This is a genomic window from Streptomyces sp. NPDC058221, from assembly GCF_042882365.1.
In the GTDB taxonomy this organism is placed as follows: domain Bacteria; phylum Actinomycetota; class Actinomycetes; order Streptomycetales; family Streptomycetaceae; genus Streptomyces.
Genome location: NZ_JBHVWF010000070.1, coordinates 1 through 15660, shown reverse-complemented (window position 1 = coordinate 15660; position 15660 = coordinate 1). Strand labels below are relative to the sequence as shown.

The window sequence follows — 15660 nt, the reverse complement described above, 5'->3', positions numbered from 1 at the left end:
AGCCGCCCGGGCTTGCCAGCGCGGGCCCGGCGGGTCCCCGGAGTGGCGAATTCCGGCCAGTGGGCGGGTTCGGCCGCTCTCGGGGTTCCGCCGCACGGGTGAGGTTCGGGGCCCGTTGCGCCGTGTCTGCGCCGTCCCTCGCGCGGGGGCGCCTTCAGTGGATGGGCGGAACCAGTGTGATCAACTGCAAATGCCACCAAACACGCATAATCCGGTCCATTCGGTTACGGGTGGTCCGGGCCGTCTCCGGAGGTATCAGCCATGTCCCACGTCGGCGTCCCGCGCGGGGCAGCCCGAAAGCGCCGCTCGCTCGCACTCTTCACCACGGGTGTGCTCACGCTCCCCGTACTGGCCGGCTGCAGCTCGGGCAACGAGGAGGCCGCCCCGGCCGTCGTCCCGCAGGACGTCGCGCCCGCGGCCCGCACCCAGGTCGCCGAGGGCGGCACGGTCAACTGGGCGATCGACTCGATGCCCGCCACCCTCAACGCCTTCCAGGCCGACGCCGACAGCGCCACCACCCGGATCACCGGCGCCCTCCTGCCGACCCTCTTCCCGATGGACGCCAAGGGCAGTCCGCAGCTCAACCCGGACTACCTGGAGTCCGCGAAGGTGGTCGAGAACGAGCCCAGGCAGGTCGTGCTCTACCGGCTCAACCAGCAGGCGGTCTGGAGCGACGGCCGGGAGATCGGAGCTCCGGACTTCGTCGCCCAGTGGCGGGCGCTGAGCGGCAAGGACTCCTCGTTCTGGACCGCCCGCAACGCCGGGTACGAGCGCATCGAGAAGATCGAGCGCGGCGCGGACGACCTGGAGGTCAAGGTCACCTTCGCCAAGCCGTACGCGGACTGGCGCTCCCTCTTCTCCCCGCTGTACCCGAAGCAGGTGACGGGCTCCCCGGACGCCTTCAACGACGGTGCGCGAACCACTCTCAAGGCGACTGCAGGACCGTTTCGCCTGAGCGGTGTGGACAAGGAGAAGGGCTCCGTCACGCTGGCCCGGAACCCGCGCTGGTGGGGCAGCCCGGCCAAGCTCGACTCGCTGGTCTTCAAGGCGGTCAAGCCGCAGGACCGCACCGAGGCCCTGACCGAGGGCAAGGTGGATGTCGCCGACATCGACGCGGCGGGCGCCGACCGCATCGCCCGGGCCGCCCGGGACGCCGGCAACAGCGGGCCGCCCGCCCACGGCCCCGGCTCCGACACCACCCCGGCCGCGGCCCTGCGGTCCTGGGCACTGGCACACGGCTCCGACGAGGACGTGGCCGCGGAGGCGCAGGAGGCCAGGGACGAGAAGGCCCGGGCCGCCAAGGCGTACGCCACCGAGCAGAACGATCTGCGTGGCTACGCGGTCCACAAGTCCCTGGAGCCCGCCTACACGCAGCTGGCACTGAACGGCGAGACCGGGCCGCTCGCCGACGACCGGGTGCGCCGGGCGGTTGCCCGCGCGCTCGACCGTCAGGAGCTCGCCGACACCGTACTCAAACCGCTCGGCCTGCCCGCCACTCCGCTCGGCAGCCACCTGGCGCTGGCCGGACAGCCCGGATACAAGGACAGCAGCGGTGCGCTCGGCGCCCAGGACACCAAGGAGGCCCAGGCGCTGCTGGCCGACGCCGGCTGGACTCGGGAGGGCGCCCTCAAGAGGACGGACGGCACCAAGGCGGGCAGCGAGGGCGAGAAGCAGAAGGACAGCGACAAGCAGAAGGATTCCGCGGAGAAGAAGGACAGCGCGGAGAAGAAGGAGACAGCCAAGAAGGAGGACGCGGACAAGGCCGGGGACAAGACGGCCGCGGAGAAGAAGGCCGCGGAGAAGAAGGCGGCCGAGGAGAAGAAGGCCGAGGGCGCAAAGGACGACGGCAAGACCGACAGCGCCGCGCGTCGCGAGCCCTCCAAGGACGACGGCCTCTACATCGTCGGTGACGACGGCAAGCCCGGTGAGGCCGAGGGCGCCGCCACCCACGTCATCGCCCCGGCCCCCGCCGCCGCCGTGCAGAGCGCCGCCCTGCTGCGCCAGGCCGGACGCCTCGGGGAGACGGGCACATCCGAGGACGCCCCGGTCAGGGTCACCGCCCAGGACCGGCAGCCCGGTGGCGCCGCCGGCGCCTACGCACCGGTCGGCACCGCGGCCCCCGCCCAGGCCCCCGACGCCGCCCGCGGCCCCCTCGGCAAGAACGGCAAGCCGCTGACCCTGCGGTTCGTCCTGCCGTCCGGTCCGGGCTCCGAGTCGCTGCGCAGTGTCGGGGACAAGATCGCGTCGATGCTCGACACGATCGGGATCCGTACCGAGATCACCAAGGTCTCCGACGACAGCTACTTCCAGGACCACGTCGCTTCCGGTGACTACGACCTGGCGCTGTACTCCTGGCCCGCGACCGCCTACCCGGCCACCGACGACCGCCCGATCTACGCCAAGCCGGAGCCCGCGACCGACGGCTCGCTGCTCGTCGAGCAGAACTACACGCGCGTCGGCACGGACCACATCGACCAGCTCTTCGACCGGGCGGCCTCGGAGCTGGACGAGGGCTCGGCCAGGGATCTGATGAAGCAGGCGGACGCCCGGATCTGGGCTGCCGCAGGATCGATTCCGCTCTTCCAGCGCCCGCAGCTCGTCGCGACCGACAAGAAGCTGGTGAACGTCGGCGCCTTCGGCTTCGGGGTGCCCCACTACCAGGACATCGGTTTCAAGAAGCCGCAGTCCGCCGGAGCCCCGGCCAACCAGAAGAAGTAGCAGGTCAGAGCGGAGTCGAAAGCTCAGAACTGGCTCAATTCCCTTGCCCGCCGTCCCGACGGCGGGCAAGGTTGCGTCCACCCGCTGACCCGGGCAGCCGTTCCGCCTCCCGGTCTCCGAGGCCCCTTCCTCGGGCACCACCACGGAGGCCGTCCGCCGAGCCCCAACTCGGCACCCGCGGCTTCGGAGCCCCACCTCTGGAGCCGCTCAGGCCCCGCGTCCGTGCCGTCCGCCGGGGGACCGCGGCCAGGATCACCGGTGAAATCAGCCGGAAGAACCGGCCACGGGGGCGGGAAACCGGGGCGGACGCGGGCCTTCGTCACAGCTCGGGCTCCATGGGCCGGAGCAGCTCTCCCACGGGGTGTGACCAGCCGCCGGTCAGGCGTGCACCGGCCGCCGCACGCGAGGCCGCAGGGCCGTCCCGTGACCGGTAAAAGCTGCCCGGGAAGCCCGGGACGCATCGGGCCCGTACCATGGGACTAGCCGTGGCGCGTCCGCCCGGCGGGCGTACGAGGACTCAAGACCGACTAAGACGCCTGAATCCCCGATCCGAGAGAAGCGCAAGCCACCCATGCCCACGCGCCACGACATCCGTAACGTAGCCATCGTCGCCCACGTCGACCACGGCAAGACCACGCTGGTCGACGCCATGCTCAGGCAGGCCGGCGCCTTCGCCGCGCACGCTGCCGAGAACCTCGACGAACGCATGATGGACTCGAACGACCTGGAGCGTGAGAAGGGCATCACGATCCTGGCCAAGAACACGGCCGTGAAGTACCACCCCAAGGATGGCGGCGACGTCATCACCATCAACATCATCGACACCCCCGGTCACGCCGACTTCGGTGGTGAGGTCGAGCGCGGCCTGTCGATGGTGGACGCGGTCGTCCTGCTGGTCGACGCGTCCGAGGGCCCGCTCCCGCAGACCCGCTTCGTGCTCCGCAAGGCGCTCGACGCCAAGCTGCCGGTCATCCTCTGCGTCAACAAGACGGACCGTCCGGACTCCCGGATCGCCGAGATCGTCGACGAGACCTACGACCTCTTCCTGGACCTGGACGCCGACGAGGACCAGATCGAGTTCCCGATCGTCTACGCCTGTGCCCGTGACGGCGTCGCCTCGCTGACCAAGCCGGAGGACGGCACCGTCCCGCAGGACAGCGACAGCCTGGAGCCGTTCTTCAGCACGATCCTCTCCGCGGTCCCGGCCCCGGAGTACGACGAGGAAGCGCCTCTCCAGGCCCACGTCACCAACCTGGACGCCGACAACTTCCTCGGCCGTATCGCGCTCTGCCGTGTCGAGCAGGGCGAGCTGCGCAAGGGCCAGACCGTCGCGTGGATCAAGCGCGACGGCACGATGTCCAACGTGCGCATCACCGAGCTGCTGATGACCGAGGCGCTCACCCGCAAGCCCGCCGAGAAGGCCGGCCCGGGTGACATCTGTGCGATCGCCGGTATCCCGGACATCATGATCGGCGAGACCCTCGCCGACCCCGAGAACCCGATCGCGCTGCCGCTGATCACGGTCGACGAGCCCGCCATCTCGATGACCATCGGTGCGAACACCTCGCCGCTGGTCGGCAAGGGCGGCAAGGGCCACAAGGTCACCGCCCGGCAGATCAAGGACCGTCTGGACCGCGAGCTGGTCGGTAACGTCTCGCTCCGCGTCCTGGACACCGAGCGCCCCGACGCCTGGGAGGTGCAGGGCCGCGGTGAGCTCGCCCTGGCCATCCTCATCGAGACCATGCGCCGCGAGGGCTTCGAGCTGACGGTCGGCAAGCCGCAGGTCGTCACCAAGCAGGTCGAGGGCAAGACGTACGAGCCCATCGAGCGCATGACGATCGACTCGCCGGAGGAGCACCTCGGCGCCATCACACAGCTCATGGCGACCCGCAAGGGCCGCATGGAGACGATGACGAACCACGGTTCGGGCTGGGTCCGCATGGAGTGGATCGTGCCGTCCCGCGGCCTCATCGGCTTCCGTACGGAGTTCCTGACCCAGACCCGTGGCACCGGCATCGCGCACTCCCTCTTCGAGGGCCACGAGCCGTGGTTCGGTGACCTGCGCACCCGCCACAACGGCTCGCTGGTCGCGGACCGCGCGGGCGTCGTGACGCCGTTCGCGATGGTCAACCTCCAGGAGCGCGGTGTCATCTTCACCGAGGCCACCACGGAGGTCTACGAGGGCATGATCATCGGCGAGAACTCGCGCGCCGACGACATGGACGTGAACATCACCAAGGAGAAGAAGCTCACCAACATGCGTGCGGCCTCCGCGGACACCACGGAGAACGTGGTGCCTGCCCGCAAGCTGTCGCTTGAGCAGTCCCTGGAGTTCTGCCGCGACGACGAGTGCATCGAGGTGACCCCGGAGACGGTCCGTATCCGCAAGGTCGTCCTGGACCAGAAGGAGCGCGGCCGCTCCGCGTCGCGCGCCAAGCGCTGACCTCCGGCTGTCCGGCAAACGGGGCCCTGCACCGCGCAGTACGCGGTGCAGGGCCCCGTCGCGTGCCCTGACGGGGCCACCCCCGCGGGCGCTCTGTCAGGTCCCCAACAGGCCCGTCACGCCCCGGCATTGACGTAGAGTTGAGCGGCCCTCGACAGCCCCCGGGCGCCCCTTCGCCCGAGAGCGCGCAGGATCCGGCCCCGCGCACCGTGATCAGCCCGGCGCACACAGGCTCACAATGTCCCGCCGGTCAACCCGATTTTGGGAACGAAGCGTCCGGTTATCGGGCGTCGCTCTCCGGAACATGTGTTAACAGTCCGTTTCGGGTGTGTCTGTCTGGGATCACTTTGTCCGGATTTTGATCCGGAGGGGTGACGGATGTTGTCAAACCGAGACCCTTTAAGTGTGGTTTACAGCCCAGTCGTACTTAATAGTTGGCTCCATTGAGCTCGGGTCAATGGGTCACGCACTGTGGGGAGTGCCGACTCACGAGCACACTCAGGGCACTGAAGCGATCACCGTCAGGGGTGTCGGTGTATCAGTCCAGTGCCCTTCTTGTAGTCAAAAGTGGACTCATGAGGAGGAAACCCATGCGTGGTGCCAAGAGCGCCAAGTGGGTCGCGGGAGCGGCCGTCATCGCCCTGGCTGCGACTGCTTGTGGTGGCGGCGACAGTGACGCCGACAAGGGCAAGGGCGGCTCCAAGGGAGCTGTCAACGCTGACGGCATCTTCTCCGTCGAGGTCGGTGAGCCGCAGAACCCGCTGCAGCCGGCCAACACGATGGAGTCGAACGGCAGCATCGTCACCGACGCGATCTTCTCGCAGCTGGTCGACTACGACCCGTCCGGCAAGCTCAAGATGATCAACGCAGAGTCTGTCGACACCAAGGACAGCAAGCTCTGGACGGTCAAGCTCAAGAAGGACTGGAAGTTCCACGACGGCACGCCCGTCACGGCCGAGTCCTACATCAAGGCCTGGAACTGGGCCGCGAACATCAAGAACAACCAGACCAACGCGTCCTGGTTCGGCGACATCAAGGGCTTCTCGGACGTCCACCCCGAGGACGCCAAGGCCAAGCCGAAGTCGGACTCCATGTCCGGTCTGAAGAAGGTGGACGACTACACGTTCACCATCGAGCTCAACTCCGCGCTGCCGTACTTCTCGTACAAGCTCGGCTACACGGTCTTCTCCCCGCTGCCCGAGTCCTTCTACGCGGACCCGAAGGCCGCCGGCGAGAAGCCGGTCGGCAACGGCGCGTACAAGTTCGTCAGCTGGGACCACAAGAAGCAGATCAAGGTCGTCCGCAACGACGACTACAAGGGTGCGGACAAGGCGCAGAACGGCGGTGTGGTCTTCAAGAACTACACCACCCTGGAGACCGCCTACGAGGACCTGAAGTCCGGCAACGTCGACGTGCTGCGCCAGATCGGCCCGAAGGACCTTCCGGTCTACCGGTCCGACCTGGGTGACCGTGCGGTGGACAAGCCGTACTCGTCGATCCAGACGATCGCCGTCGCCTTCTACACCAAGCAGTTCAAGGACATCGACCCGAAGGTCCTGCAGGGCCTGTCGATGGGCATCGACCGCGACACGATCACCAAGACCGTGCTCCAGGGCACGCGTGAGCCGGCCACGGGCTGGGTCGCCAAGGGTGTTCTCGGCTACCAGAAGGACGCCGCGGGCGACGTCACCAAGTACGACCCGGCGAAGGCCAAGGCCCTCATCAAGGAGGGTGGCGGCGTTCCGGGGAACAAGATCTCGATCCAGTTCAACGCCGACGGCGGCCACAAGGAATGGGTCGAGGCGGTCTGCAACAGCATCAAGCAGTCCACCGGTGTCACCTGCACCACCGACTCGAAGGCCGACTTCCAGGCCGACACGAACGCGCGTGACGACAAGCAGGTCAAGTCCCTGTACCGCTCCGGCTGGGTGCTCGACTACCCGGTGAACGCGAACTTCATCTCGGACCTGTTCCGTACCGGCGCAGCCGGTAACCAGGGTGACTTCTCGAACAAGGGCCTCGACGAGGAGATCAAGAAGGCCGACTCCGCGGCTTCCCTCGACGAGTCCGTCGCGGCCTACCAGAAGATCGAGAAGGAGCTGGTGAACTACATGCCCTCCATCCCGCTCTGGTACTACAAGGTCAACGCCGGTTACTCGGAGAAGGTCCAGAACGTCGATTACGCGCAGGACGGCGACCCGATCCTGACCAAGGTCGAAGTCAAGAAGTAACCACACCGACGTAGTCCGCGCGCCGGCGCGGGACCGACACTGAAGGACGGTCCGCGCCGGTCCGCACGCGGTGGCCGGGGGGCCCTTCCACGCAACTGACCGCCCCACAGGGGAAGTCGGTGCGGGGGAGGGCCCGTTGGCTGCTGCTTGCCTATTACATGGAGGCATGATGGGGCGCTATGTCGCACGACGACTGCTCCAGATGATCCCGGTCTTCCTCGGGACAACGCTGCTGATCTTCCTGATGGTCTATACGCTGCCCGGTGACCCCGTGCGCGGGCTCTTCGGGGACAAGGGTGTCGATCCGGCCACACTGGCGAGACTTCGCCATGAAAAGGGCCTTGATCTGCCGATCCTGCAGCAGTACTGGAATTACATGACAGGCATCGTCCTGCATTTCGATTTCGGTGATCAGATAGCCAGCGGACGTCCCGTCACGGACGTCCTCGGCGACGCGTTCCCCGTCACCCTCCGGCTGGCCGGCATGGCGTTCGTCATCGAGATCGTCATCGGCATCGGTCTCGGCACGTTCGCCGGACTGCGCGCCGGCCGGCTCAGCGACAACGTGATCCTGGTCTTCACCCTGCTGATCATCTCGATCCCGGTGTTCGTCCTCGGCTTCATCGTCAAGACGGTGTTCGCCTTCCAGCTCGGCTGGATCTCGCCGAACGTGTCCGGCGACGCCAAGTGGAGCGAGCTGATCGCACCCGCTGTCGTGCTCGGGTCGTTGTCACTCGCCTACGTGGCGAGACTCACGCGAACGACCATGGCCGAGAACCTGCGCGCGGACTACATGCGCACCGCCATCGCCAAGGGTCTTCCCAAGCGCCGCATCGTCGGTGTGCACCTGATGCGCAACTCGCTGATCCCCGTCATCACCTTCCTCGGCACCGACCTGGGCGCCCTGATGGGCGGCGCGGTCGTCACCGAGGGCCTGTTCAACGTCAAGGGCGTCGGCGGCACGATCTACGAGTCGATCGTCAAGCGCGAGGGCACGACGCTCGTCGGCCTCGTCACCATCCTGGTGCTCGTTTATCTCCTCATGAGCCTCATCGTCGACCTGCTGTACGCGGTCCTGGACCCGAGGATCCGTTATGCCTGACGTGACCAAGACCGCTCCCGCGCCCGAGGACGCCAAGGCGCCCCTCGCGGACCCGTCGGCGACCGTGAAGGCGGAGAAGGCCCGCAGCCTGTGGGGCGATGCCTGGCGGGACCTGCGCTCCAACTGGTACTTCATCGTCTCGTCGGTGCTGATCGTCATCCTGCTCGTGATGGCGGTGTTCCCGAGCCTGTTCACCAGCGCCTCGCCGACCCACGTCGACCTGGCGAACCACTACCTGGGCAAGCCGGAGCTGAGCAAGATCGGCTCCGAGGGCTGGCTCGGCTACGACGGCCAGGGCCACAGCGTCTTCGCGCGTGTCATCTACGGCACCCGCGCCTCGGTCACCGTCGGCGTCTGCGTGACGCTCCTGGTGACGCTGTTCGGCGGACTGGTCGGCATGCTCGCCGGTTACTTCGGCGGCTGGGTCGACGCCCTGCTCTCCGGCTTCTTCACCAACGTCTTCCTCGGGATCCCGTTCCTGCTGGGCGCCATGGTCGTCCTCCAGGCGTTCGCCGACCGGACGGTCTGGGTGGTCATCTTCGCCCTGGCGTTCCTCGGCTGGACCCAGATCGCACGAGTCATGCGCGGTGCGGTGATCGTCATCAAGCAGTCCGACTACGTCCAGGCGGCCAGAGCGCTCGGCGCGGGCACCAACCGGATCCTCTTCCGGCACATCCTGCCCAACGCCATGGCCCCGGTGATCGTCGTCGCCACCATCTCGCTGGGTGTCTACATCTCGGCCGAGGCGACCCTGTCCTACCTGGGTCTGGGTCTCGCCGACCCGACCATCTCGTGGGGCATGGACATCTCCGGTGGCTCCGCGCAGATCCGCGTAGCACAGCACATCCTGCTGTACCCGTCGATCATGCTCAGCATCACCGTTCTGGCGTTCATCATGCTCGGCGAAGCCGTCCGTAACGCCCTCGATCCCAAGTCGCGATAAGGAGGGCGAACGTGACCACCATCGACAAGACGGCCGACGTCCCGTCCCCGCGCAGCGGCGCCGACCATGTCGGCCCGCTGCTCGAAGTCCGTGATCTGCACGTGGAGTTCCACACCCGCGACGGCGTGGCCAAGGCGGTCAACGGAGTCAACTACAACGTCGACGCCGGTGAGACCCTCGCCGTTCTCGGGGAGTCCGGCTCCGGCAAGTCCGTGACGGCGCAGGCCATCATGGGCATCCTCGACATGCCGCCGGGCAGGATCCCGCAGGGCGAGATCCTCTTCCGCGGCCAGGACATGCTCAAGATGTCCAACGAGGAGCGCCGGAAGATCCGCGGCCAGAAGATCGCGATGATCTTCCAGGATGCCCTCTCCTCGCTGAACCCGGTCCTCACCGTCGGCTACCAGCTCGGCGAGATGTTCCGGGTGCACCAGGGCCTGTCCAAGAAGGAAGCCAAGGCCAAGGCCATCGGCCTGATGGACCAGGTCAAGATCCCGGCCGCCGCGGCGCGGGTCTCGGACTACCCGCACCAGTTCTCCGGCGGCATGCGCCAGCGCATCATGATCGCGATGGCGCTGGCCCTGGAGCCGGACCTGATCATCGCGGACGAGCCGACCACCGCGCTCGACGTGACGGTGCAGGCCCAGGTCATGGACCTGCTCGCGGAGCTCCAGCGCGAGTACAACATGGGCCTGATCCTGATCACGCACGACCTCGGTGTCGTCGCGGACGTCGCCGACAAGATCGCCGTGATGTACGCGGGCCGGATCGTCGAGACCGCTCCGGTCCACGAGATCTACAAGCGTCCGGCGCACCCGTACACGAAGGGTCTGCTGGAGTCGATCCCGCGCCTGGACCAGAAGGGCCAGGAGCTCTTCGCGATCAAGGGACTGCCGCCCAACCTGCTCCACGTGCCGTCGGGCTGCGCGTTCAACCCGCGCTGCCCGGCCGCGCAGGACATCTGCCGTACGGACATTCCGGCTCTCGCGCCGGTGGCCGAGCAGGACGGTACCGAACTGGTCGGACGCGGCAGCGCCTGCCACTTCTGGAAGGAGACGATCCATGGCTGACATCAACAAGGAGCCCGTGGACGCCACCCCGAACGTCACCGAAGTGGAGACGGTCGACGCGGCCACCGAGGCGGAGGCCGTAGCCGCCATCGACGCACCCGTGTCGCAGGGCGAGCCGATCCTCCAGGTCCGTAACCTGGTCAAGCACTTCCCGCTGACCCAGGGCATCCTGTTCAAGAAGCAGGTGGGCGCGGTCAAGGCCGTGGACGGGATCTCGTTCGATCTCTTCGCGGGCGAGACGCTCGGCATCGTGGGCGAGTCCGGCTGTGGCAAGTCCACCGTCGCCAAGCTCCTGATGACGCTGGAGCAGGCCACGGCCGGCGAGGTCTTCTACAAGGGCCAGGACATCACCAAGCTGTCCGGCCGCGCGCTGAAGGCGGTCCGCCGCAACATCCAGATGGTGTTCCAGGACCCGTACACCTCCCTGAACCCGCGTATGACGGTGGGCGACATCATCGGGGAGCCGTACGAGATCCACCCCGAGGCCGCCCCGAAGGGCGACCGGCGCCGCAAGGTGCAGGAGCTCCTGGACGTCGTGGGTCTCAACCCGGAGTACATCAACCGGTACCCGCACCAGTTCTCCGGCGGTCAGCGCCAGCGCATCGGCATCGCCCGCGGCCTCGCGCTCAACCCGGAGATCATCATCTGCGACGAGCCGGTCTCCGCGCTCGACGTGTCGGTGCAGGCCCAGGTCATCAACCTGATGGGGAAGCTCCAGGACGAGTTCAACCTCTCCTACCTCTTCATCGCGCACGACCTGTCGATCGTCCGGCACATCTCGGACCGGGTCGGGGTCATGTACCTCGGCAAGATGGCCGAGATCGGCACGGACACGCAGATCTACGACCACCCGACGCACCCCTACACCCAGGCGCTGCTGTCGGCGGTCCCCGTGCCGGACCCGGAGGCCCGTGAGGGCCGCGAGCGGATCATCCTCTCCGGTGACGTCCCGTCCCCGGCCAACCCGCCGTCGGGCTGCCGCTTCCGCACCCGCTGCTGGAAGGCCGAGGACAAGTGCGCCCAGGAGATGCCGCTGCTGGCGATCCCCGAGCGCTTCAAGACCTCGACGACGCCGGCCGCCCACGAGTCGGCCTGCCACTTCGCGGAGGAGAAGGACGTGGTGGGCGCGGCGTCGTAACCACGCCGCCTGCTGCGACACGCCGGACCCCTCGGGTGCCCTTTCGGGAACCCGAGGGGTCCGTTTTTTCTTGTGCCCGATCAGGGGCGGCGGCCGGTCAGAGGTCCGTGGTGAAGACTTCCTCGGCGGTGGTGGCGGTGGCGGCGCGTTGGAGCCACTGGTGGAGGAGGTGGGGGTCGGTGCAGGTGGTGATCTTCTCGCGGGTCTCGTCGGTGAGGGTGATACCGCGTGCTTCGATGATCAGGAGGAGGCCTTCGGCTCGGCCTTCGGCTCGGCCTTGGGTTTTGCCTTGGGCTCGGCCTTCGTCCCGGATTTCTTCGGACATGAAGGACTTGTAGAAAGAGGTATCCACGGCCACCAGGTTCCTCCATTGTTGTGCGGCCGGGCGGTTGCCCAGGCCTTGTGCGGTGAGTTCGGCGATGGGTTCGGCGACGTTGTCCGGTGCCTCGCGCAGCGCGGTGGCGAGGCCGCTGCAGGTGGTCTGCCTGGCCCGCCTTGATGTTGGGCATCAAGGCGGGCGGAGCCGACTGGCTGCGGCTGTCGCGCGCAGCGGCCGCGTGGGTGGACTCAGTGGCTGTCTGTGAAGACTTCGTCGGTGGAGGTGGCGGTGGCGGCGCGTTGCAGCCACTGGTCCAGCAGTTGGGAGTCGGTGCAGGTGGTGATCTTCGCGCGCATCTCGTCGGTGAGGGTGATACCGCGTGCTTCGATGATCAGGAGGAGGCCTTCGGCTCGGCCTTGGGTTTTGCCTTGGGCTCGGCCTTCGTCCCGGATTTCTTCGGACATGAAGGACTTGTAGAAAGAGGTATCCACGGCCACCAGGTTCCTCCATTGTTGTGCGGCCGGGCGGTTGCCCAGGCCTTGTGCGGTGAGTTCGGCGATGGGTTCGGCAATGGCTTCGGGGACATCGCGTAGTGCGGCGGAGAGCGTTTTCAGTATGGCACCGACGTCTGGATTGTCGGCGTGTGTGATGGCGGCGAGGGTGGCGAGTGCGAGGTCTTTGCGGGCTTCGGCGACGTTCTTGATCACGGGCATGTTGTGAGGGCCCGCGACCAGGGGGTTGAGGGTGAGGGTGGGCCATTGGGGGAGGCCGATGGTGATGGGGGCGGCGGCCCATTGGGCGGTGGCGTGGTCCTGGCAGACGACGAGGAGGAGGACGGGCAGGGCACCGTATCGGTTGTGGAGGTAGCTGACGTAGTAGGGCCAGCTGGTGGTCTTGCGGGGGTCCTTCTTGCCTTGGGCTTCGATGGCGAGGAGGAAGGGTCCGTCGTGTTGTGTGTCGATGCGTAGGAGGGTGTCGACTCGGCGTTCGACGGGGCTGTTTTCGGTGAGGTCCGTGGGCAGGAGGGTGGCCGAGGTGGGTGGTGGGATGTCGATGCCGAGGACTTCGGTGACGCGGGAGAAGAGGCCCGGGTACTCCTGGAAGATGCGGTGCATTGCCTCGTGGGGTGAGCTGACCATGTGGGGTCCGTTCAGGGGGCGTTGGTGGCTGAAGGTGTGTCGGTTCGGCAGTCGCGGCAGTGGCCGGGGTGGGTGGCGCGGAAGGCGCGTTCGCAGGTTTCGCAGTTCTGGAGCGGGATGACGACGATCTTGCGGCGGGGTGCGGTGAGGTCTGTGGTGCTGGGGAGCGGTGCTGGGATGCGGGTGGTGATCCGGTGGCGGAGCAGTTTTGCCGGGTGTTTCAGGGGGACGGGGAGGTCTGCGGTGAGGGCATGGCGGATGCTGTCGGGGTGGGCGTCGCGTTCGAGCCAGGTGGCGACGCCGGGGGTGAGGGTGCGGATGTCGCCCTCGGAGAGGGTGAGTTCGGGTGCGTGGCGGCGCAGGTCGGCGAGGAGGGTGGCAGCTGTCCGGTGCAGGGGGTTGGTGGGTGTGTGCGGCGGGGGCGGGGGTGCGGCGGGAGCCGGAACAGGGACGGGGGCGGGCGGCAGCACGGGTTCGGAGGCGGCGGGGCATGGGGCCGGGGTGGGCTGTGGCTCGGGGGGTGTCGCTCGGCGTGCTGGGGCCGCTCGACGGGGTTGTGGTGCCGGGGCCGTCGAGGTGTCGGTGACGGGTTGGTTGTACGAGACGGTGCGGGTGACCACCCGGCCTTCGGGGAGGCGTACGCGGCTGCGGTGCAGGTAGCCCTTCGCCTCCAACTCCCGTAAAGCGGCGGCGATACGGGCTTCGCTCTCGGGGAAGCGGTCGGTGAGGACCTTGATGCCGACTTTCGCTCCGGCGGGCAGTGACTGGATGTGCACAGCGAGCCCGATGGCGACGAGGGAGAGTTCGTCGTGCTGGGCGAGGTGGTTGCCGATGATCACGAAGCCGGAGGCGTGGCGGGTGTTGACGTGGATGACACCGGATGTCGGTGTGACGTCGCGCGGGCCGCCGTTGGGGCCGGGGAAGCCGGGGGAGTGGCCGGGCTGGGCGTACGGGGGCGCGGTAATCTGCTGGGTATCCATCGGGAAGGTCTCTGCTTCCTCGTGGTCAGGCCTCGGTCGGGATTTGCTGTCCCGGCCGGGGCCGTCTCGTGTCTGTGGTTGTCGCGGCGAGCATATGCCAGCCAACCCGTCCCAAATCCAGCTGAGTTGCCATTTGTCACCCGCGCGAGTGACGCGGGTCAGAGCGGGGGTGGGGCGGGTTTGGTTGGGTTATTTCTCTTGGTTCTTTAAAAGCCTTTAGACGTCGTGGGCCGCCGCGTCGTGGCTGACCGGGTCGTGGCCGCGTAAGTCGTGGGCACCCACGACCCGGTGGATTTTGTCCCGGGCTTGTCCAGCGGTGTCCCGGCCGTCCGGCGTGACGTGCGGGGAACAGAGGCGGTTGAGGATGAACGGCACGCGCGTCGGAAGTGGGGCACGGATGAGTGTGGACGGGGTCGGTATGGGACAGGGCGAGGACGGGGCGGACGAGCCCGGCTGGGACGTCGATCCCGATGACGAGTCGGGGGCCGCGGTGGTCGCGGCAGTGGGCCGCCAGATCAAGGCGTGGCGGGAGGCGGCGGGGATGCGGGCCGGCGAGTTCGGGGCCGCGATGGGGTACGGCGAGGACCTGGTTTACAAGGTGGAGGGCGGCCGGCGCATTCCCCGGCCGGAGTTCCTGGACAGAGCGGACGAGGTGGCCGGTGCGGGCGGCAAGATCGCCGCGATGAAGCAGGACGTTGCTGAGGTCCGGTACCCGAAGAAGGTGCGGGAGCTGGCGAAGTTGGAGGCGCAAGCGGTCGAACTCTCGGCGTACGGGAGCCACAACCTCCATGGTCTGTTGCAGACGGAGGAATATGCGCGGGCGCTGTTCGGGATGCGGAGGCCCGCTTTCTCACCGGACGAGGTGGAGAGGCTGGTGGCTGCCCGTATGGCCCGGCAGTCCATCTTCGACCGCTCGCCCGGACCGGAGCTCAGCTTTGTCCAGGAAGAGGTGACGCTTCGGCGGCACCTCGGGGGCAGAATGGTGCTGCGGCGTCAGCTGGAACATCTCCTGGAGGTGGGCCAGTTGAGGAATGTCGAGATTCAGGTGATGCCGACCGGACGCGACGATCACGCCGGAATGGGTGGGGAGATGCAGGTGTTGAAGTTCAGGGACGGTTCGGCGGTGGGGCGCTCCGAGGGCGACTTCGGCAGCCGTCCGGTCTCGGACCCGAAGCATCTCCGGATCGTTGAGTTGCGGTGTGGCATCATCCGGGCTCAGGCTCTCACGCCGCGGGAGTCGCTGGCCTTCATCGAGCAAGTGCTGGGAGAGACATGATCAGCCAGACCCCTGCCGGAGACGATTCCCGGCTGGAGTGGTTCAAGAGCAGCTACAGCGACAGCAGCAACAGCAACGAATGCGTTGAGGTCGCCGCTACAACAGACGCGGTACTTGTGCGCGACTCCAAGCATGCGCAGGGGCCCCGGCTCGCCTTCGCATCCGGGGCGTGGGCCGACTTCACGTCCTACGCGTCGGAGAACTGAACCCGCCAGGTTCAACGACTCCACATACAGAACGACTCCACAAACAGAAGGCGCCCGGAACCGATCGGTTCCGGGCGCCTTTCCCCGTGTACCCG

At 67.5% G+C, this 15660-nt stretch carries 12 protein-coding genes; 9 read left to right on the top strand and 3 right to left on the bottom strand.

Annotated features, from left to right (window positions below):
• Window positions 1–261: 261 nt before the first annotated feature.
• The 7 genes from ACFVW8_RS22105 to ACFVW8_RS22075 all read left to right on the top strand — a co-directional run bounded on the left by ACFVW8_RS22105 (window position 262) and on the right by ACFVW8_RS22075 (window position 11645).
• Window positions 262–2718 carry an ABC transporter family substrate-binding protein gene (locus tag ACFVW8_RS22105; protein ID WP_389692540.1) on the top strand — a complete coding sequence of 819 codons (2457 nt, stop codon included), beginning with the start codon at window positions 262–264 and terminating at the stop codon, window positions 2716–2718.
• A 571-nt stretch (window positions 2719–3289) separates the two neighbouring features.
• Window positions 3290–5161: a translational GTPase TypA gene (typA, locus tag ACFVW8_RS22100; protein WP_389692538.1), complete on the top strand. Its 1872-nt coding sequence runs from the start codon at window positions 3290–3292 to the stop codon at window positions 5159–5161.
• 590 nt (window positions 5162–5751) lie between these two features.
• Window positions 5752–7392 carry an ABC transporter substrate-binding protein gene (locus tag ACFVW8_RS22095; protein WP_389692536.1) on the top strand — a complete coding sequence of 547 codons (1641 nt, stop codon included), beginning with the start codon at window positions 5752–5754 and terminating at the stop codon, window positions 7390–7392.
• A gap of 169 nt (window positions 7393–7561) precedes the next feature.
• Entirely contained in the window at window positions 7562–8494 is a 933-nt protein-coding gene (locus ACFVW8_RS22090) for an ABC transporter permease (protein WP_389692534.1), read from the top strand.
• Window positions 8487–9437 carry an ABC transporter permease gene (locus tag ACFVW8_RS22085; RefSeq protein WP_389692532.1) on the top strand — a complete coding sequence of 317 codons (951 nt, stop codon included), beginning with the start codon at window positions 8487–8489 and terminating at the stop codon, window positions 9435–9437. The genes ACFVW8_RS22090 and ACFVW8_RS22085 overlap by 8 nt, the downstream gene beginning before the upstream one ends.
• An 11-nt stretch (window positions 9438–9448) precedes the next feature.
• Window positions 9449–10507: an ABC transporter ATP-binding protein gene (locus ACFVW8_RS22080; protein WP_389692530.1), complete on the top strand. Its 1059-nt coding sequence runs from the start codon at window positions 9449–9451 to the stop codon at window positions 10505–10507.
• Window positions 10500–11645, top strand: a complete 1146-nt coding sequence (locus ACFVW8_RS22075) for an ABC transporter ATP-binding protein (RefSeq protein WP_389692528.1) — start codon at window positions 10500–10502, stop codon at window positions 11643–11645. The genes ACFVW8_RS22080 and ACFVW8_RS22075 overlap by 8 nt, the downstream gene beginning before the upstream one ends.
• A gap of 97 nt (window positions 11646–11742) precedes the next feature.
• Here ACFVW8_RS22075 and ACFVW8_RS22070 read toward each other — a convergent pair whose 3' ends face one another.
• From ACFVW8_RS22070 to ACFVW8_RS22060, 3 genes are all read right to left on the bottom strand, one after another.
• Window positions 11743–12003, bottom strand: coding sequence for a hypothetical protein (locus ACFVW8_RS22070; RefSeq protein ID WP_389692526.1), 261 nt, complete (start codon window positions 12001–12003; stop codon window positions 11743–11745).
• A 209-nt stretch (window positions 12004–12212) separates the two neighbouring features.
• On the bottom strand, window positions 12213–13103 hold the full coding sequence (locus tag ACFVW8_RS22065; protein WP_389692524.1) for a hypothetical protein: 891 nt from the start codon (window positions 13101–13103) through the stop codon (window positions 12213–12215).
• A gap of 11 nt (window positions 13104–13114) precedes the next feature.
• Complete coding sequence (locus tag ACFVW8_RS22060) at window positions 13115–14083, bottom strand: helix-turn-helix domain-containing protein (RefSeq protein WP_389692522.1); 969 nt, start codon at window positions 14081–14083, stop codon at window positions 13115–13117.
• A gap of 397 nt (window positions 14084–14480) precedes the next feature.
• Here ACFVW8_RS22060 and ACFVW8_RS22055 point away from each other — a divergent pair, with 397 nt between their 5' ends.
• The gene (locus ACFVW8_RS22055) at window positions 14481–15359 is read left to right on the top strand and encodes a helix-turn-helix domain-containing protein (RefSeq protein WP_389692582.1); all 879 of its coding nucleotides are present in this window, start codon (window positions 14481–14483) and stop codon (window positions 15357–15359) included.
• Window positions 15356–15565, top strand: a complete 210-nt coding sequence (locus tag ACFVW8_RS22050) for a DUF397 domain-containing protein (RefSeq protein ID WP_389692520.1) — start codon at window positions 15356–15358, stop codon at window positions 15563–15565. Before ACFVW8_RS22055 ends, ACFVW8_RS22050 begins: the two co-directional genes overlap by 4 nt.
• The last annotated feature ends 95 nt before the right edge of the window (window positions 15566–15660 follow it).